The sequence below is a fragment of the Caballeronia udeis genome, from assembly GCF_001544555.2.
Lineage (GTDB): Bacteria > Pseudomonadota > Gammaproteobacteria > Burkholderiales > Burkholderiaceae > Caballeronia > Caballeronia udeis.
This window is the reverse complement of the sequence record NZ_FCOK02000017.1, coordinates 100,232-118,352: the sequence shown is the minus strand read 5'-3', so window position 1 is coordinate 118,352 and position 18,121 is coordinate 100,232. Positions and strand designations below refer to the sequence as shown.

Below are 18,121 nucleotides of genomic sequence, written 5' to 3'. Positions count from 1 at the left end.
GGCTCCCGCCGGATGCGCAGCGCTCGTTCGTTCGTCATGCCCGAAACGCTGCCGCCAGTTTCGCTTACTGCGCGGCTGCAACAGGCGCGGGTCCGGCGGTTGGGTCATGCAGCATCGCACTGCCGAACCACTTCTTCCAGCTTGCAGCAACAAAGCCGTTTTTCTGCAGCGCATCAACTTCCTTGTTCAGCCGTTGGGTCAACGCCGTATTGCCCTTCTGCACGCCGATGCAATCGTAGTCCACTTCAATCGGAGCATCCACCACGCGCCATTTCGTCGGGTAATTCTTCGTATAGCTCAGCATGAAGTCGAGCACGTCGATCAAGGCATCGGCGCGGCCCTGGGCAATCGCGCGCACGGCGTCCGGGTAGTTATCGAGGATCAGGAGCTGCGCCTTGGGCAGCTTTTCCTGGATCAACTGGATAGGCGTCGTGCCGCGTACCTGCACGAGACGCACCGCCGGATCGTTCAACTGCGTCCAGTCCGTATAGGACGTCGCCTGCGTTGTCAGGACACCAAGCACTTCAGTGTTCACCGGATCGGTGAAATCGATCACCTTCAGGCGGTCCGCGTTGCGCGTCATGCCGCCCATCACCGCGTCGATCTTGTCGGTCATCAGGAACGGCACGCGATCATTCGATCCAACCGGAACGATTTCGAGTTTTACGCCGAGCGAGTCCGCAATCTTCTTCGCGATGCTGACATCGAAGCCGTCGATATTGTTCTTCGCGTCGTAGGTGCCGAGCGGCGGCAGGTTCGGGTTGATGCCGAACACGATCTTCTTCGACGCAATGATTTCGTCGAGCGTGCGGGCGCTGGCGCTAAACGAGCCAAGTAGTGAGCAAGCGGCAAGGCCCACGGCGAGCAGGCGGCTCAGGAGGATCTGGGATTTCATACGGTAACTCCGTAAAAGGTTCGGGGAAGATGGCTCACAGTTCTGGCACGCGGTTCGGGTACTCCCGGATCCTCTTTTTTTGATCAATTTACGTATACGAACCGTATACGATAGTATGGAAACATCGACGAAATTAGTTGTCAAGGGAGGCTGTCTCATGCTGAATGAGAAGACCATGCGGATCGATAATGCGGGCCGCGGCGCGACCATCGGCTTTTCCTTCGACGGCCTGACGATCCCGGCGCGCATCGGCGAAAGCGTGGCGGCCGCCCTGTTCGCGTCGGGTACCAGGACCTTGCGTACGAGTCCGCGTGAGCTCATGCCGCGCGGCATGTTCTGCCTGATGGGGTCCTGTCAGGAGTGCCTGGTCATGGTCGACGGTCGCCGCGTGCTGGCGTGCCGGACCACGGTTGCTGACGGAATGCGTGTTGAGAAAGTGCCGGAGGCCCGCAGCGATGCCTGACTTCGACGTCCTGGTGCTCGGCGGTGGCCCGGCTGGCGTGAACGCAGCGTTGGCGGCGTCGGCGGCGGGTCTCAAAGTGGCACTGTTCGACGAGAACACGGCAGCGGGTGGCCAGGTCTATCGCGCGCCGATCGACGCATCTGGCCCTCCGGCCGGAGACCGGCAAGCCGGCGACGCCCTGCGGTACGAGCTCGCCCAAAGTGCGGTCACACCATACTTCAATCATGTGGTGTGGGCTGTCACCGCCGACTATCGCGTCGATGCATCCGGTCCGGCCGGCCCCGTGTATTGCACGGGACGCGCACTGATTGCCGCCACGGGAACCACGGAACGTGTCGTGCCCTTCGACGGGTGGACCACGCCCGGCGTAATAGGACTCGCCGCCGCGACCATTCTCCTCAAATCGCAAGGCATCCTGCCGGGACGCTCGACGCTGGTGGCTGGCTGCGGACCGTTGCTCGCTGCCGTCGCGGCGAAGACCATCGAAGGCGGCGGCAAGGTCGAGGCGATTGCGGATATGGCAGGCCTTGGCGACTGGAGACGCACACTGCCCGCCATGGTGTCGCGGCCCGACCTGATGCGCGAAGGGTTCCACTGGTGGCGCGAGATCCGCCGCGCGGGTGTGCCCATCCTTTCGCGGCACACGATAGTCAAAGTCGAGCAAACCCGCGACGGGTTGCTCGCGACCCTTGCGCCCTGCGACGCTGCGGGCCGGCCCATTGCCGGAAAACGCCGCAGCGTGGCCGCCGATTGCATCGCGGTCGGTCACGGCCTGACCCCCTCAACCGAGATCACGCGCCTCTTGCGGGCGGAACACCGGTACTCGCGGCAAGCGGGCGGCTGGATCGCCGTCGCCGACCAGGACGGCCGTACGTCGCGCCCCAGGCTCTATGTAGCGGGCGATGGTGCAGGCATCGCTGGCGCGGCTGCAGCGAGCCACCACGGCACGCTTGCAGGGCTCGCCTGCGCCATCGACCTTGGCGCCACTGACACCACCCGGTTCCGGTCGCGCGTGCCGGCCGCGCGTCAGTTGCACGTCAAGGCTGCGCGCTTCGGCCGTTCGATGGCCCGATTGATGGCGCTGCGGCCCGGCCACATCGACAGCATCGGGCCGCAAACCATCGTCTGCCGATGCGAGGACGTGACTCGCGCCGAGATCGACGCCGCCTGCGATGCCGGCGCGCACGATGTGAATCAGCTCAAGGCCTGGACCCGATGCGGCATGGGGCCGTGCCAGGGCCGCACATGTGCAGACGTGGCGGCGGAACTGCTGGCCGCGAGCGTGCATGGCGGCTTGCGAGAACCTGCCGGCTGCTTCTCGGCCCGCACGCCGTTGCGGCCCATGACGGTGGAAGCACTCACTGGCGACTTCAGCTACGACGACATTCCAATCCCGAAGGCGGCGCCCTTATGAACCTGGCGATGACAACCGCATTCGATGCCGCCGTGATCGGCGGCGGCGTGATGGGCTGCACGACCGCACTATTCCTCGCGCGCGCCGGCATGCGGGTAGCAGTGATCGAACGCGATGCGCTGTGTCGTGGCGCATCGGGTGTGAACGCGGGTACGTTGACGCTGCACATGACGCGCGCCGCGCTCGTTCCCTACGCCATCCGGGCGTGGAAAATGTGGATGAACACCGGCGCGTGGCTGGGCCATGGCGTACTCGCCACCGCTGCGCCCGGCCTCTCGCTGGCCTTCACGGAGCACGAGAAGACGCTGCTGCAGCAACGAGCCGCGGCAAGACGCGAGTACGGCGCGCAGATCGACCTGCTCGACCGGGATGCCGCGCTTGCCGTCGAGCCCGGCCTGAATCCAGCGGTGCTGCAAGCCGCGTACTGTGCGACGGACGGCTTCGCCAGCGCCTACCTCACAGGCCGCGCCTACCATGCGGCGTTGCGCGAAGCCGGGGTGCATATTTTCGAGCAGACACCGGCAACGCGCATCGACCGGGTTGCCGGGATGTATCAGGTGAGCGGTCCGGACGACGCGATCCATATCGACGCGACACGTCTGGTCATGGCGGGCGGCGTGTGGCTGGAACCCCTGCTCGCGATGCTAGACATCAACATCCCCGTCAAGACGCTCGTCAATCAGTTGATCGTCACCGAACGCATGCCGCCCGTGATGCGGTCAGTACTAAGCATTGCGAATGGATTGCTGTCGATGAAGCAGTTCGCCAACGGCAGCGTGCTGATAGGCGGCGGCTGGCAAGGCATTGGCGATCGCGAGCGTGGCGGCGTGGAAACCATGCCGGACAACCTGATCGGCAATCTCCGGCTCGCGCAGCATGTGATCCCCGCGCTCGCCAGGGCGCGCGTGGCCCGCATCTGGCTCGGCCTCGAATCCGAAACCGCCGACGCCATGCCGATGATCGGCGCGCTTCCCGGTCTTGCGAATGTCTGGGTGATCGGTTGCGTGCACTCCGGTTACACCAGCGGCCCCTACATGGGCAAGCTGCTTGCCCAGGCCATCCTCGGCGAAAAACCCGAGTTGCCCCTCTTCGATCCGGCGCGGCTCGTCGTTCCTGCCGCCGCCGCGCTCACCCAATCTCATCGAGAAAAGACAGAATGATTCCCACGCATGCCGACCCATTCAACGGCGTTTATGCCGCCACGCTGTGCCCCCTCGACGCGGATGGCCGACACCTGGACGAAACCGCGCTCGCACGGCATATCCAGACGGTGGCGAACGTCGACGGCATTGCGGGCCTGTTGGTGAACGGCCACGCCGGCGAGAACTTCGCGCTCTCTGCAGCGGACAAACGGCGCGTAGTGAACATTGCGCACGCCGTGTGCGGGGACCGCCTGATCATCGTAGCGGGCGTGAACTCCGAGGACAGCTATGAAGCGCAGGCCCACACCAACGATGCGAAACAGGCCGGCGCCGACGCCATGCTGCTGTTCCCCCCGTTCTCGTGGGCGCTGTCGACCGATATCGACACTGTTCTCATGCATCACCGCGTCGCCAACGCGCAGGCTCATTTACCCATGATGCTGTACCAGGCCGGCGTCGCCACGGGCGGCATGGCCTACACGCCGCAGATGCTCACCGAACTCGTCGGCTTGCCCGAGGTCGTGGCCATCAAGGAAGGCAGTTGGGAAACCGCTGCCTACGAAGCGAACCGCCGGTTGATCAAGTCGATCGCGCCGCATGTAGCCGTCATGGCTTCCGGCGATGAGCATCTGTTCACGTGTTTTGCGCTCGGCACCGAAGGCAGCCTCGTCAGCCTCGCGGCCGTCGTGCCTGAACTGATCGTAGCGCTGTATCGGGCCGTTGAACACGGCGATCTCGACCAGGCCCGGCGGCTTCATGAGCGCGTCTATCCGCTTGCGAAAGCCATCTACGGAACCGCGCCCGGCTCGCACGCCAATGCACGCCTGAAAGCCTGCCTGTATTTGCTCGGCCAGTTCCCGCATGCGTCGATGCGCCCGCCCATCCCGCCGCTCTCCCATGCGGAAATGGCGCGTCTCGAAGACGCGCTCGCCATCGCCACCAGCGCTCAACGGAGTGACTCATGACGCCAACCCTGACCCCAACCCTCATCAAAGGCGGCCGCATCATTACGGCAGTTGACGACTATGTCGCCGACATCCTCGTGGAAGGCGAGCGCATCGTCAGCATCGGGCTGGACCTCGACGCCGGACCGGACGCCCGCGTGATCGATGCGGCAGGGCTGCTGGTCTTTCCGGGCGGCGTCGATTGCCATACGCATATGGAGAACACCTTCGGGCCGTCGGTGACGGCCGACAATTTTGCGTCAGGCACGCGCTCAGCGGCCTTTGGCGGCACGACGACGATTATCGATTTCGCGCTGCAAACCGCAGGTACGAGCCCGCTTGATGCGATCTCGCGCGCGCAGTCGAAGGCCGCGTCGGTGGCAAGCATCGACTACGGCTTTCACGTGATCGTGACGCAGGTGGACGAGCGCGTACTCGGTGACATGCAATATGCGATCCGTCACGAAGGGGTATCGAGCTTCAAGATGTTCATGGCGTATCCCGGCACAGTCATGTCGGACGACGCCGCCATTTTCCAGGCGATGCGAATGGTAGGCCAGCACGGCGGCATGATCGCGCTGCATGCAGAGAACGGCACGATTATCGACCTGTTGATTCGCGAGGCGCTCGCGCAGGGCCACACCGCGCCGCGTTATCACGCGTTGACCAGGCCCGCGATCATGGAGGGTGAAGCGACACATCGCGGCATCAAGCTCGCCGAACTCGCCGAAGCGCCGGTCTACTTCGTCCACCTCTCGGCTAAAGAAGCGTTGAAGCATGTGATCGAGGCGCGCGACCTCGGCATTCCCGTGTTCGCGGAGACCTGTCCGCATTATCTTTTCTTCGACGACTCAGCGTACGCTGACGACAGCTTCGATCTCGCGCGTTACGTGATGAGCCCGCCGTTGCGATCGAAGGAGGCGCAGAAAGCACTCTGGACGGCGCTCAAGACCGACGATCTGCAACTGATCTCGACCGATCACTGTCCCTATTGCATGAAGGAAGGCCATCGCGGCAACATCAACCAGAAGCCGCTCGGGCGCGACGATTTTTCGAAGATCCCGAACGGCGTGCCTGGCGTCGAAACGCGCATGACTGTGGTCTACGACGGCGGTGTACGGAGCGGGCGCATCACGCTCAATCGCTTCGTCGAGTTGATGTCGACTGCGCCGGCCAAGCTTTTCGGCCTCTTTCCGAAAAAGGGAACGCTTGCGGTTGGCAGCGACGCCGATATCGTCCTGTTCGATCCGAACGAGCCGCACACGATCAGCGCGGACACGCAGCACAGCGATTGCGACTTCACGCTGTTTGAGGGACGTGAGGTCACGGGCCGGGTAAAGACTGTGTTGCTACGAGGAGAGTTGCTGATCGACAACGGCGACTGGGTCGGACGGACCGGTCAGGGAGAGTTCGTCGCGCGCGGCGAACTGGGCGGCCACTTGTAGAGCGAGAGCCTTATGCCAATCTATGAACATGCCTGCGATACCTGCGGTGCGTTCGATTCCATGCGCCCGGTTTCCAGACGCGACGAGCAGGCGTCCTGCCCCGGGTGCGGGGTGTTGTCGCCGCGTGTCACCAGCGGTTCGACGGTGCTGCTGGAGACGCGCGACCGGAAAATGCCAGCGGATGAAGGAACCTATGGTTACAGGCATCAAGGCGCTTGCCGTTGCTGTTCGTAGAAATCCACGTCTGTCGCGATCTTGCGTGGGCAGAAAAACGACGCGAGTCGAAGCCGTTGACAGCACATCCGAGCGCTACTAGCCAAGAATTCGGCAAAACGCCTATAATGTATGGGCATATTGCCGAAGGAGGCTCCATGACCCTTGTTTCGTTTAAACCGACTGGCGCGGCCGATCCGCGACGGGCCGAGTTCAACATGCTGGAGCAACTCCTCGACGCCCGGATTCAGTCCGGTGCAGATCTCGCAGAGATAGCAAACGCCCGTGTGGACGTTACCGTGATCGACCGGCTCTCAGAGCGTGGCCTGAAGATGGACGAGCTCTCTTTCATCATCCCGCGACGCACGCTGACACATCGGCGCCAGCATCACGAGCGACTATCGACCGACGAGTCCGACAAGGCGATCCGGCTCGCGAAGATTCTTGCTCAAGCCATGTCGATCTTCGGTGACCCGGACAAAGCAATGGCCTGGCTCAGGAACGATCAGGTGCGCTTTGGTGGAAAGTCGGCACTGGATATGACCAGCACCGAGCATGGGGCACGTCTCGTAGAGGAAGCGCTTGTCCAGATAGACGAAGGTTACTTCGCCTGATGGTCCTTTGGAGAATAAGCAACTACGCGGATCTGAGAGGTATAGGTGGACTCCGCGCTCCGGGGCGATGGCATTTTGCGGGACAGCCTATCGTCTATCTGACCGAACACCCGGCGCTGGCTCTCCTTGAGATTCTTGTCCACATGGAGATCGGCAGCGTCGGCCAGTTGCCTGACGGCTATCAATTGTTGCGCGTCGATGTCGGCGACGACGTTCCAGTCGCTGAGATCGCGGACGCCGATGTCCCGGACGACTGGCGGCAAAATCCCGACTGGTCACGCGGCGCGGGTACGGAGTGGCTGCAGACAGAAACGAGCGCCGTGTTGAAGGTACCGAGCGCGGTCGTTCCCTTCGCCCATAACTTCCTGTTCAACCCAGCCCATCCCGCCGCTGACTCCGTGCGGATTGTTGACGCGCTCCATGTAAAGCACGACGACCGGATCCTCAAGCTTCTGACTCGGGGCTGAATATCCGTTCTGTCCATTTGGCCGGGCCGTCGCTAAATGCCTGTCGCACGACCACCAAGCACGAAGCACGAGCCCCGACGTTGAAGAGAACCCGAAAGCGCTGCGAGACCACGCGCTATGGCGGGTCCCGCAGTTTCAACGCTTTTTGCTGACCGCTAGAGGTCGGCAGTCATTTTTTTTCTCGTGTCCAAAGGACAGCGTGCCACACGGAGGAATCCGGTGCGGAATAGCCCACGACCTGACCGCGATTATTGATCCCCTGAGCGATACTTTGGCTGTCACCGGGGAGCGTGCCCAAGTCGGTCATCACGCCTTTTTCAAACAAAAAGGCATGCTGCTCCCACCCGCTTGCGGTGTTCGACGAGCCGACCACCTGGCCGCGCTCATTGATCCCGTAAGCGGCACTCTGGTTGCCACCGGGGAGCGTGCCCAGGTCGGTCATTACCCCCTTTTCAAACAGAAAAGCGTGCTGATCTCCGCTTGGGGTAGTCGACGAGCCGACTATCTGGCCGCGATTGTTGATCCCATAAGCGGCGCTGCTGTTGCCGCCGGGGAGCGTGCCCAGGTTGGTCATCACGCCTTTTTCAAACAAAAACGCGCGCTCGTTGTTGTCGCTTCCAGTGGACCAGCCGACCACCTGGCCGCGCTCGTTGATGCCGTAAGCGGAGCTGTAGTAGCCACCGGGGAGCGTGCCGAGGTCGGTCATCACCCCGTTTTCAAACAAAAAAGCTTGCGACGCCCGGCTTGCGTTAAACGACCAGCCGACCACCTGGCCGCGCTCGTTGATTGCGCTAGCGGCACTGTTGTCGCCGCCGGGGAGCGTCCCCAGGTCGATCACCTGTCCCTTTTCGAACAGGGTAGCGCGCGGGTACCCGCTCGAGTTGAACGAGTAACCGGCCGCCTGGCCGCGATTGTTGATCCCGTAAGCGGCAGAAAGCGTATCGCCACCGGGGAGTGTGTGCAGGTCGGTCACCACTCCGTTTTCAAACAGGGAAGCGTGCTGATCCCCGCGTGCGTCGAACGAGCAACCGACCACCTGGCCGAGCTCATTGATCGAGACAGCCTGGCTGCTGTTACCACCGGGGAGCGTGCCGAGATCCTTGATGACGAAACTTTGGCCTGCGGCGGGCTGGAATGCGGCGACCGTGAGCAGGGTAAAAACAATCAAGGCGCGGTTAACATAGTTCGAATTACTAATTGGCTTGCCTACGGATTTCATGACGACTCCCTTTTTGTGAGACACAAGCTGGATCACAATCGGCGACCTGAGCGCAGGCGTGCCGAATGCGTTTTGCCAAGGACTACCTGAGAATCGTGGACGAGCCCGGACTTCATTCGGGCCGGGGAACTGCTATACAGCTATCCAATAAGCGGCGTAGCGCCAAGCCCTGTGCGATGGTTCGACGTCCAGAGCCGGATACGACATGCACCAACATCGACGTCAACGTCCGCACGACTTCGATTCATGTGCGGCGCAATGCGGTACACCTTGCGTCTCAATGTAAGTGGAGGTCGATAAAACGTCGAGTTTTTTATAAATAAAAAAATCCGGTATGTGCGCCATGGATCACCGTGATCGCCCATCAGCCGCTCCCCTATTGGGATTAAAAATGTGTGCAGATAGAAGTTATCGATCAGTTTAGTCTAAGGAATGTTTTCTTCAACTTCTTAAATGGTGAGGCAGATTAATGACACTGCCCCCCGCCTTTGACGTGCCCCGGAGCGAGACACTCGCCGCGATTGGGAACGCGTCGCGCTAAACAACGGGAGCTCGTCTGCACAGCGAATACCAGCGGGGTAAGGTCTGACACTTCGGTCGCTTTGACTTTAAGAATGCCCTGAGGTGGCTGGTCAGAAAACCGCCAATCCTCCGCATTTGTGCAGCGACCTGGCGGTGGTTCGATTGTCCAGATACGCCTCGCCTTGCATTTTCCCTGCTATTGAAAGCATTTTTAATTGGTTAGGCACAGGACCCGCAAAAGAGAAAATCGTCGTTGCTTCAGGTCGCGAGCCTGGGCGCTTTTATGCCCCCGCCGCGTTCGTGCCTGTCGATTTCGCCGCTTCCTTTTGTCAGGTATCCCGATGCTCTCTATCCCGACCCGGTCCCGCCTGCGTGACCGCACGATCTCCGTTGCTGTCGCATCGATTGCGGCGTCGCTGCTGCTCCTCCAGAGCGGCTGCAATTCCCGCGATGGCGCCACGGACGCGACCAGCGTCGCGTCCGCTAACGGTGCAGAAGCCAGGAACGTGACGTATTTCAAGTACCCCGACAACCCCGCGTTCGACCTCGTTTATCTGGCGGACAAGCGCGGCTACTTCGACGGTACAAGTACGCGCCCGAAGTATGTCGGGAAGGTCTCGGCGCCGCAGATCATTCCGCTGGTCGGCACGGGTGAGATCGACTTCGGCACGCGCATGGTTCCGCTTGTCATCTCGGCAATCGCCAGCGGTGCCGACATCAAGGTCATTTCCGCCGGCGGCGAGACCCTGCCCGACGCACCGCACATGAAGTACTTCTCGCGCAAGGACTCCGGCATCAGGGAGCCCAAGGACTTCGAAGGGAAGACTGTTGCGTTCAACAGCTTCGGCGCGTGCGCCGAGTTCGTCACGAAGAAATACCTGTCGCAGCATGGCGTGGACGTGTCGAAGGTGAACTGGCTGGTCGTGCCCGACAATCAGTCCCAACAGGCGTTGGTCACGAAGAACGTGGACATCGCGATCATTCATCCGCCGTTCTCCGGCGCCGCCGAACATGACCCGCAATTGCACAAACTGTGGAGCGACTGGGATGAGGATCACGGCCTTGGCGGGATGGCGCCGTACAGCGTGAACGGTGCGTTTGCGCGGGCCCATCCGCAAGCGGTGCGCGACTTCGTGGCCGCCATTGCCAAGGCCGGGAACTGGGTCAACGCGCACCCGGACGAAGCACGCAAACTGACGGCCGAGCGGCTCGGAATCGACGTCGATGTGGTCGAACGTTATGCCTACGTCAAGGACCTCGTCGTCACTACGCCGCCTATCCAGTACTACATCGATATCCTCGAACAAGCGGGCAAGATCCCGAAGGGCAAGGTCAAGGTGGAAGACGTGTACACCAACGAGTACAACCCCTACGCTCAGCCCCGCGCGCGCGCGAATGCACCTGCGGGCTCGAACAGGTCCGCGTCGACCACGCCGTGTCACGATGCAAGACCGCTGGCGTCCGTGGAAGCGGCATCGTGAGCAGCGTGTCATTGCGCCCCGACAAGATCGTCGCCGAGCATCTTGGCCTGACCTACGTGGACGAGGGAACGCCGGGGCAGGCGCGCAGGAATGTCGTGCTCCAGGATTTCAACCTGTCGGTGCGCGAAGGCGAATTTCTCTCGGTGCTGGGACCAAGCGGCTGCGGCAAGTCGAGCCTCCTCAACGTACTCGCCGGGCTCGTGCGGCAAACGCAAGGCGATGTTCGTATCGACGGACAGATTCTGAGCGGCGTCAGCCGGAAGCTCGGTGTCGTATTCCAGGGATATGCGCTGTTCCCGTGGCGCACGGTCATTGAGAACGTGGAAATCGGCCTTGAAATACGCGACGTAAAACGTGCGGAACGCCGTGAGCAAGCCGCGCATTTTCTTTCGCTGGTCGGATTGCAAGCGTACGGCAATCATTATCCGCACCAGCTTTCCGGCGGCATGCGTCAGCGCGCGGCCATTGCGCGAGCGCTCGCTTACGGACCCGAAGTCCTGCTGATGGACGAGCCCTTTGGCGCGCTCGACGCGCAGACCCGCGAGTCCCTCCAAAGCGAACTGCTTGCCATCTGGGAAAAAAGCGCCAGGACCGTGGTCTTCATCACCCACAGCATTGATGAAGCGATCTTCCTCTCCGACCGCGTAGCGATCATGACGCGCGGTCCCGGGAAAGTGAAGGCGATCATGGACATTCCCTTGCCGCGCCCACGCGACGACTCCGTGCGCAATTCAGCGGAATTCCTGGCGTTGCGGCAGCGCGCGTGGGAGTTGCTGAAGACCGAGGTCGCCGAGACAGCGCAGCCCGCCTGAACGCGAACATACGAGGACCATCCATGCATAATCGATCTTCCGCGACGGCGTCCCTTCCCGCTAGCGAGTCGTTCGCTTCCGGCGCCGCCGCCTCGCAATCAAAACAACCCGCGCTGCCCGCAGCGCCTTCAGGAGTGCGCGCTCACGCCGTGCGCATCTTCGAACGCAGCATCGCGCTGGTTGCATTCCTGTTGTTATGGGAACTGCTGCCACGCCTTGGCATTGTCAGCTCGGCTTATCTCAGCCCGCCTTCCGCGGTGATAGTCGCGATCGCGCATCTCTTCGCTACCGGCGAGGTGTGGAAGCATCTTGGCAGTAGTGCATTTCGTTCTATCGCGGGTTTGTTGCTTGCCGTTGCGGCCGGAATCGTAAGCGGTTTCTTGCTGGGCTGGTTCCGTCGCGCTGAGCGAATTGCCGATCCGCTTTATCAACTATTGCGGCAGGTCTCCGCCTTCGCGCTGTTCCCTGTCTTTATGCTGTTCCTGGGCATTGGAGAATCGTCGAAGATAGCGATCATTGTGTGGGCCGCATTCTGGCCTGTGCTGCTCAATACCCTCGCCGGCGTCAAGCAAGTGGAGCGGATCTTTATCGATTGCGCGCGGTCGATGGGCGCCACGCAAAGATTCATATTCACCAAGGTCATCTTGCTGGCGGCCTTGCCGCAGATACTGACCGGTGTCCGGCTTGCCGGCGCGTACAGCATCACCGCACTGGTCGCAGCCGAGATGATCGGCGCACGCTCGGGGCTAGGTTTCTACACGCTCAACTCACAGGAAACATTCCAGATCCCCGATATGTACGCGGGTATCGTGCTGCTTGCGCTCTTTGGTTTGCTGATCAACTACGGACTCTCGATGCTCGAGCGCAAGCTGCTGCGCTGGCGCGTCGGCATTGCGCAGAATGGCTAGCGACGGAATCAGCGCGGGTCGGCTCGGTCCGCGCTATGGGTCAGGCGCGCGCAACCGCACGATTGTTTTTCTGCTGGTGCTGGCGTGTATCAGCGCGACATTGAGCCGGTTCGTCACGCTTGAAAAACCGTTCGCGACGGCCGCTCTTCGTGGCCGGCTGATTGTCGCGGTGCCACCGCGGCCCGCGCCCGTGCTCACAGTCGGGCACGTGGATCGCACGCTGCGCTCGCCCGATCCTTTCGCGGCTGCATTGGCCGAGGATCTCGGACGGCGTCTGGGGTTGCCCGTCGACTTGCTGCTTAGCGAGCCCGGTGCCGCGGCAACCGCAGTCGCCACCGGCAAGGCCGATGTCGCCATCGGCGGCTTGCCGTTCCAACCCAGTTCCAAGCTGTCTTTCTCGCCTGTCTCCTATGCGACCGGTCGGGGACAAGCGCTTGTGCTGCGTCACGGCAACGTGCACGATTGGGCAGCCTTGCGCGGAGGCTCTATCTGCACGTCGACAGGTAATGCTTACGGACCCCGCGCCGCGCGGCTGCATGGCGCGCGTCTCATTACCTACGACCGGCCGCTCGACGCACTGCTGGCATTCCAGGCTGGCGAATGCACCGCGTTGGTGGACGATGAACTCGTTATCAAGTCGCTATTGAAGCAGCCCGACTGGAGCTATTACAGCGTGCTTCCCGGTGACATCGCTCCAACACCCTCGTTCGTTGCGACCGCAGGCGGAGATACAGCAAGCATGCGGTTCGTCGATAGCACCATTCGCGCCTGGCGCAAGAGCCGATGGCTGACGACAGCACGCGAAAGCGTGGCGAAGCAACTCGCGTTCGACATGTTCATCGCCGAAAACGACTTGTACTGTCATTGACCTGATGGCCGGTTTTGCCAGACGTGGTAAAGCTGGTCGTAGAGGTCTGTATAAAAAACTTCAAGTCTCGTTAGCTTCCTCCTCGGTAAAGCTCGCGCATCTGCGCTGCCTGATCACTGTTCTGAAAATCGTGCAGCTCGCGCATCACTTGCTCGCGTGTTTTTCCAAAGGAAACGGGAGGCGTCGGCATGGCAGCCGGAACCGCGACCGCTGGATCCTGCGAGACGGTGCCCACCGCTACCGACTCGGTCTGATTGGTCGCCGACTGGGCGAAGCATCCGTCTGCTGTGACTCCTGCCATCATGGCAAGACAGACGGCGATCGATTGATGAAGTTTCATGCGCGTTCTCCCTCGGGGTTTAAGAGATCGGCCTGCGCTTCGTTCGCCGACCGGCAGCAGTCTTCGCACGAGCCAAGGCAGGTTCGGCTCCGGTAACGGCCAACCAGATCCGGATGCACTTGACGAATGCCATTGCAGCGCTGCTGTCATAATCATTCTTGGTCGGGCGACACACCGTTGCAACGCACATGCGTAGCCAACGGACACATAACGCAAGTGAAAGATGTATGCACTCCCGTTGGCCAATCCGGGCGACGTATCAGGTAGTCGCCTTCCATGACCGGGCTCCTTGCCAAACCGTCCGGCTAGGGGCAAGGACACGTCACGTTGCGGATACATTTGTGGCTGATGGCAGGAATGGCGACCTGTTATTCTGTTTTTATCGCACTGGGGCTGCATACGAGGGTGTTGTGCACCCATGGCCGCCGGCACCGCTTTCGCTGGAATTTTCCGTCCTGCTCCGTTAGCCACGTTCGAAAGCACACATCACTCGCGTTGAGGCTACCCACCGCCACACATTGGCTCGGTTCACACCGGCTCCTTGTATAAAGGTGTTAAACCTGAAAACGAAGGCAATCCGCCTGCTCGCACAGAAGACCGATCAGTCAAAAAGTTGCCGTTCTTGGAGATCCGAGCCGCCGTGGCCAATTAATTCATTAAAATTTTTTAGCCTAATATGTTTGTAATCCTAACAAATATTGCAGAGACAAAATTGCATCTCTTGTTGATACTGCCATCTCGCTATGCCGGTTGGTAGACGTCTAAATAACCAAAAGGTTTTTGGCTTCGAATCCTCTCGAGCACTAAGCACGGGCGAGATTACATTCGCTTTGCGCCACGCCAAAAGTCACAGAGAAGCGGAGCGCGCCGGTTTTACGGTTGAGCAATCGATCGAGGGCGTCAGTCTCTATGCGCAGGAGGAGAGCTTCCAAGGGTGTAACGGTCGGTCGCACAGTCGTTGTTCGATACTCCGTAACGAAGACTTGATAGTCGTTGCAGTTTCTACTTCAGATGTCCAAAACTGACGGGCCGGAACACGCTGACGACGGTTCGATGGTCGAAACACCCTCGTGGCCGGCGACGCCTCGTTACTTACTGCCTCGGTAAAGTTCCCGCATCTGCGCCGCCTGGTCACTGTTCTGGAAATCCGCTTGCTCGCGCATGACTTGCTCGCGTGTTCTTCCAAGGGACATGGCGGGCTGTGTAACAGCCGGAACTGCGATCGCTGGATCTTGCGGGGCGTTGTCAACGGCTACCGACTCGTTCTGATTGGTTGTTGATTGGGCGAAGCATCCGTCTGCCGTGACGCCAGCCATCACGGCAAGACAAACGGCGATCGATTGATGAAGTTTCATGAGCGTTCTCCTTTGGAGTCTGAGGGATCGGCCTGTGCATCGTTCGCCGACCGACAGCGGTCGTCACATAAGCTAAGGCAGGTTCGCTCGATGCGACGGCCAACCAGATCCGGGCGCGTTTGACGAATGCCTTGCAGCGTTGCTGTCATAGTCATTTTTGGTCCGACGACACGCCGTCGCAACGCACATGCGTAGGCGACGGACAAGTAACGCAGATGAAAGATGTATGCACTCCCGTTGGCCGATCCCGGCGATGTATCAGGTAGTCGCCTTTCATGACCTAGACTCCTTGCCAAACCGTCCAGCTGCGGGCAAGGACACATCACGCCGCCGATACATTTGTGGCTGATCGCAGGGATCGCGACCTGTTATTCTGTTTTTATCGCGCTGTGGCCGCGCACGAGGGTGTTGTGCACCCATGGCCACCCGCACCGCTTTCGCTGGAATTTGCCGTCTTACTTCGTTAGCCACGTTCGGTGGGAACCTGTCTAACGCGTGGTGCGCCAATAAAGCCCCTCAATGTTGCGCACTATCCGCCCACGGCGGCTTTCCTGATCAAGCAGCCTTATGAGATCGTCAGGCTTCGTGGTACGCAAGTTTAGATCGGCGGCTCAGGAGCGTGCGTTCCGTATGGACTACGCGCGTCGCTACGCGGGCCAACGCAGGCTGGCTGGTGCCATCTTCATACTAATATGGATCACGGGTACTGTCCGCGATTGGGTGCTGCTGAACACACTTGATCCCAGTATCGTCCTCCACGTTGGCTATGTGCGACTTGCAGGTGCCGTGGGTATGGCTGTGCCGGTATGGTTGATGTGGGGGCCGCGTGCCTTTGACGAAAGCCGGGCCGTCAGATTACTTTGTGCAGTGACGATGAGCTGCTGGTTCGAGCTATTGGGGTTGGTGAACGTTTACCCGCCGACCCGGATCGAATCGGAGATTGTCCCGGCTTTTTATAATGCCCTTTTTCTGGTATTCACATTGTTCCGACTTCGTGCAATCACGGCAGCGTGGTTAGTCGGACTATGCGTTGTAACCTTTAATCTTTTAGAACTGGACATTGAAATCTCGCCACGAAGTGATGTTTCCACGATGATGGTTCACTGGCTTTCCGGTGGGGCCATGATGTTTATCATGTATGTTGTCGGCATTGTCGTCTGCATTCAGTTTGAACGTGTTGCCCGGCGCGAATTTGTGTTCCGGCGGACGTTGCGCGCAGCCAAGGCACGCGTTGAAGCGGCGTCCCTGGCTGTCAATCAGCAGAATGACCGTATGAGAGAAATCGTCAGAGAGAAGGAGCGGTTCTTTTCATCGGCCTACCACGACATCCAGCAGCCCCTCGCCGCGATTAACCTCTTCATTCGTAGCGCGCGGATAAAACTCGAAGGTGAACACGCAGCAAGTCATGATCTCGACGTCGTCGAGGAAACGGCACGCGATATTCTCGACATGTTCAAGGATATTCAGGACTACAGCGAACTAGGGTCTTACATCCCGCACATGGCGCCCCTTGATACGCAGGCCGTGCTGACGGAGGTCTACGAGCAATACCTTGAACCGGCAAGGTCACGGGGTATCGAATTAAGAATCAGCGGGCGTCGGCGCCGCCCGCCGCCCATTGAAAGTGATCGCTCCTTGTTCAAGCGGGTTTTGTCCAATTTCGTATCGAATGCGATCAAGAACACCTCCACGGGTGGTGTCGTCATCGGCTGGGTGGAGATCGGGGAACGGCTTCGCATAGACGTACGGGACACGGGCGTCGGCATCTCGCCCGCGCATCGGGAGGCGATATTCGCCGAGTACTATCAGATCAACAACCCGGGTCGCGATCGCTCGAAAGGCCTGGGGCTCGGGCTGTCTATCGTCCACCGGGTCATTGGCATTCTGCCGAAACACAGCATGAGTTTCTGGTCGGTCGAGGAGCGCGGGTCCCGCTTTTCCCTGTACGCGCCAATATCCAAAATGACACCGGTCATCGAGACGGACGATCCAAAGAGCGACGCATCCACGTCCGTCCTCCAGGGCAAATACGTCCTGCTGTGCGACGACGAACCGACTGTTCTCGAGGGCCTCCGCAGGTTGTTCCTCAGTGCCGGCGCATTGGTGGATACCGCCGAGTCAATGGCGGGATTCGATGCGATTCTGGCCGATGACGGCCGCATACCTGACATCATCGTCACCGATATCCGGCTTCGCGACGGACCAACCGGTATCGAGGTTGCCGAACGGATCCGGCAGCATTTCGCCTGGGCGGGCGTGCTTCCCGTCGCGTTCATCACGGGCGAACTGGTGTCCCCTCTCGCACTTCGCGATTTCGCCGAGCCGTTCGTGCTGTTGCGAAAGTCTTCCGCGCCCGACAGCACGCTCGCAGAAGTCAGTCGGCTCGTTGCCGACTGGCAGCTGACAGGCTTCGGTCGGGTGCGGGATCCGTGACTGGCGGGACCGACCTCAGATAGAAATATGTCCCTATTACGCAGATGTCCCCATTAGTCCCCATTACGCAGCGGCAGTACGAGGGTTGGCCGATCCGGGTGACGCATCAGATAGTCGCCTTCCATGACCGAACTCCTTGCCAAACCGTCCGGTTGCGGGCAAGGACACATCACGCTGCTGATACATTTGTGGCTGATCGTAGGGATGGCGACCTGTTATTCTGTATTTATGGTGCGTTGATAAGGCCTCTCAATGCTGCGCACTATCCGCCCACGGCGGCTTTCCTGATCAAGCAGCCTTATGAGATCGTCACGCTTCGTAGTACGCAAGTTTAGATCGGCGGCTGAAGAGCGTGCGTTCCTTATGGACTATGCGCGTCGCTACGCGGGCCAACGCAGGCTGGCTGGCGCCAGCCTCATACTGTTATGGATCCTGTTTGTTGGCCGTGATTGGTTGCTGCTGAACACGCTTGATCCCAACATCCTCCTGCGCGTTGGTCATGTGCGACTTGCAGGTGCCGTGGGTATGGCTGTGCCGGTATGGTTAATGTGGGGACCACGCGCCTTTGACGAACGCCGGGCCGTCA

The 18,121-nt window shown here is 60.5% G+C and carries 17 protein-coding genes; 13 read left to right on the top strand and 4 right to left on the bottom strand.

Features of this window, described 5'->3' with window-relative positions; translation table 11 throughout:
- Window positions 1–64 precede the first annotated feature (64 nt).
- Complete coding sequence (locus AWB69_RS14840) at window positions 65–895, bottom strand: transporter substrate-binding domain-containing protein (protein WP_062085881.1); 831 nt, start codon at window positions 893–895, stop codon at window positions 65–67.
- A gap of 157 nt (window positions 896–1,052) precedes the next feature.
- Between AWB69_RS14840 and AWB69_RS14835 the strand changes: the two genes are divergently transcribed.
- From AWB69_RS14835 to AWB69_RS14805, 8 genes are all read left to right on the top strand, one after another.
- Window positions 1,053–1,358, top strand: a complete 306-nt coding sequence (locus AWB69_RS14835; protein ID WP_062085879.1) for a (2Fe-2S)-binding protein — start codon at window positions 1,053–1,055, stop codon at window positions 1,356–1,358.
- Window positions 1,351–2,772, top strand: a complete 1,422-nt coding sequence (locus AWB69_RS14830) for an NAD(P)/FAD-dependent oxidoreductase (RefSeq protein ID WP_062085877.1) — start codon at window positions 1,351–1,353, stop codon at window positions 2,770–2,772. The genes AWB69_RS14835 and AWB69_RS14830 overlap by 8 nt, the downstream gene beginning before the upstream one ends.
- Entirely contained in the window at window positions 2,769–3,932 is a 1,164-nt protein-coding gene (locus tag AWB69_RS14825; RefSeq protein WP_062085875.1) for an NAD(P)/FAD-dependent oxidoreductase, read from the top strand. Before AWB69_RS14830 ends, AWB69_RS14825 begins: the two co-directional genes overlap by 4 nt.
- Window positions 3,929–4,879, top strand: coding sequence for a dihydrodipicolinate synthase family protein (locus AWB69_RS14820; RefSeq protein WP_062085873.1), 951 nt, complete (start codon window positions 3,929–3,931; stop codon window positions 4,877–4,879). Before AWB69_RS14825 ends, AWB69_RS14820 begins: the two co-directional genes overlap by 4 nt.
- Complete coding sequence (gene hydA / locus AWB69_RS14815) at window positions 4,876–6,303, top strand: dihydropyrimidinase (protein ID WP_062085871.1); 1,428 nt, start codon at window positions 4,876–4,878, stop codon at window positions 6,301–6,303. The genes AWB69_RS14820 and hydA overlap by 4 nt, the downstream gene beginning before the upstream one ends.
- Window positions 6,304–6,315: 12 nt before the next feature.
- On the top strand, window positions 6,316–6,537 hold the full coding sequence (locus AWB69_RS50785; RefSeq protein WP_075643919.1) for an FmdB family zinc ribbon protein: 222 nt from the start codon (window positions 6,316–6,318) through the stop codon (window positions 6,535–6,537).
- A gap of 137 nt (window positions 6,538–6,674) precedes the next feature.
- Complete coding sequence (gene parS, locus AWB69_RS14810; RefSeq protein ID WP_062085869.1) at window positions 6,675–7,130, top strand: type II RES/Xre toxin-antitoxin system antitoxin; 456 nt, start codon at window positions 6,675–6,677, stop codon at window positions 7,128–7,130.
- Entirely contained in the window at window positions 7,127–7,597 is a 471-nt protein-coding gene (locus AWB69_RS14805; protein WP_156528851.1) for an RES family NAD+ phosphorylase, read from the top strand. Before parS ends, AWB69_RS14805 begins: the two co-directional genes overlap by 4 nt.
- Before the next feature lie 169 nt (window positions 7,598–7,766).
- Here the strand turns inward: AWB69_RS14805 and AWB69_RS14800 are convergent, their stop codons facing one another.
- Complete coding sequence (locus AWB69_RS14800; RefSeq protein WP_063977812.1) at window positions 7,767–8,816, bottom strand: DUF3466 family protein; 1,050 nt, start codon at window positions 8,814–8,816, stop codon at window positions 7,767–7,769.
- A gap of 863 nt (window positions 8,817–9,679) precedes the next feature.
- Here AWB69_RS14800 and AWB69_RS14795 point away from each other — a divergent pair.
- Genes AWB69_RS14795 through AWB69_RS14780 form a run of 4 tightly spaced genes read left to right on the top strand, consistent with a single transcriptional unit; the run spans window position 9,680 to window position 13,407 of the window.
- Window positions 9,680–10,819 carry an ABC transporter substrate-binding protein gene (locus AWB69_RS14795; protein WP_082913407.1) on the top strand — a complete coding sequence of 380 codons (1,140 nt, stop codon included), beginning with the start codon at window positions 9,680–9,682 and terminating at the stop codon, window positions 10,817–10,819.
- Window positions 10,816–11,631 carry an ABC transporter ATP-binding protein gene (locus tag AWB69_RS14790; protein ID WP_407923038.1) on the top strand — a complete coding sequence of 272 codons (816 nt, stop codon included), beginning with the start codon at window positions 10,816–10,818 and terminating at the stop codon, window positions 11,629–11,631. Before AWB69_RS14795 ends, AWB69_RS14790 begins: the two co-directional genes overlap by 4 nt.
- A 23-nt stretch (window positions 11,632–11,654) precedes the next feature.
- Entirely contained in the window at window positions 11,655–12,539 is an 885-nt protein-coding gene (locus AWB69_RS14785; protein WP_082913406.1) for an ABC transporter permease, read from the top strand.
- Window positions 12,532–13,407 carry a type 2 periplasmic-binding domain-containing protein gene (locus AWB69_RS14780; protein ID WP_062085865.1) on the top strand — a complete coding sequence of 292 codons (876 nt, stop codon included), beginning with the start codon at window positions 12,532–12,534 and terminating at the stop codon, window positions 13,405–13,407. The genes AWB69_RS14785 and AWB69_RS14780 overlap by 8 nt, the downstream gene beginning before the upstream one ends.
- A gap of 70 nt (window positions 13,408–13,477) precedes the next feature.
- On the opposite strand, the gene AWB69_RS14775 is transcribed toward AWB69_RS14780, so the two are convergent.
- Together AWB69_RS14775 and AWB69_RS14770 are read right to left on the bottom strand one after the other, a co-directional pair.
- A complete protein-coding gene (locus AWB69_RS14775; RefSeq protein ID WP_062085863.1) occupies window positions 13,478–13,747 on the bottom strand; it encodes a hypothetical protein in 270 nt (89 codons plus the stop codon).
- Between the two features lie 1,088 nt (window positions 13,748–14,835).
- On the bottom strand, window positions 14,836–15,102 hold the full coding sequence (locus tag AWB69_RS14770; RefSeq protein WP_062085861.1) for a hypothetical protein: 267 nt from the start codon (window positions 15,100–15,102) through the stop codon (window positions 14,836–14,838).
- A 630-nt stretch (window positions 15,103–15,732) separates the two neighbouring features.
- Here AWB69_RS14770 and AWB69_RS14765 point away from each other — a divergent pair.
- Complete coding sequence (locus AWB69_RS14765) at window positions 15,733–17,535, top strand: hybrid sensor histidine kinase/response regulator (protein ID WP_062085859.1); 1,803 nt, start codon at window positions 15,733–15,735, stop codon at window positions 17,533–17,535.
- Window positions 17,536–18,121: the final 586 nt, after the last annotated feature.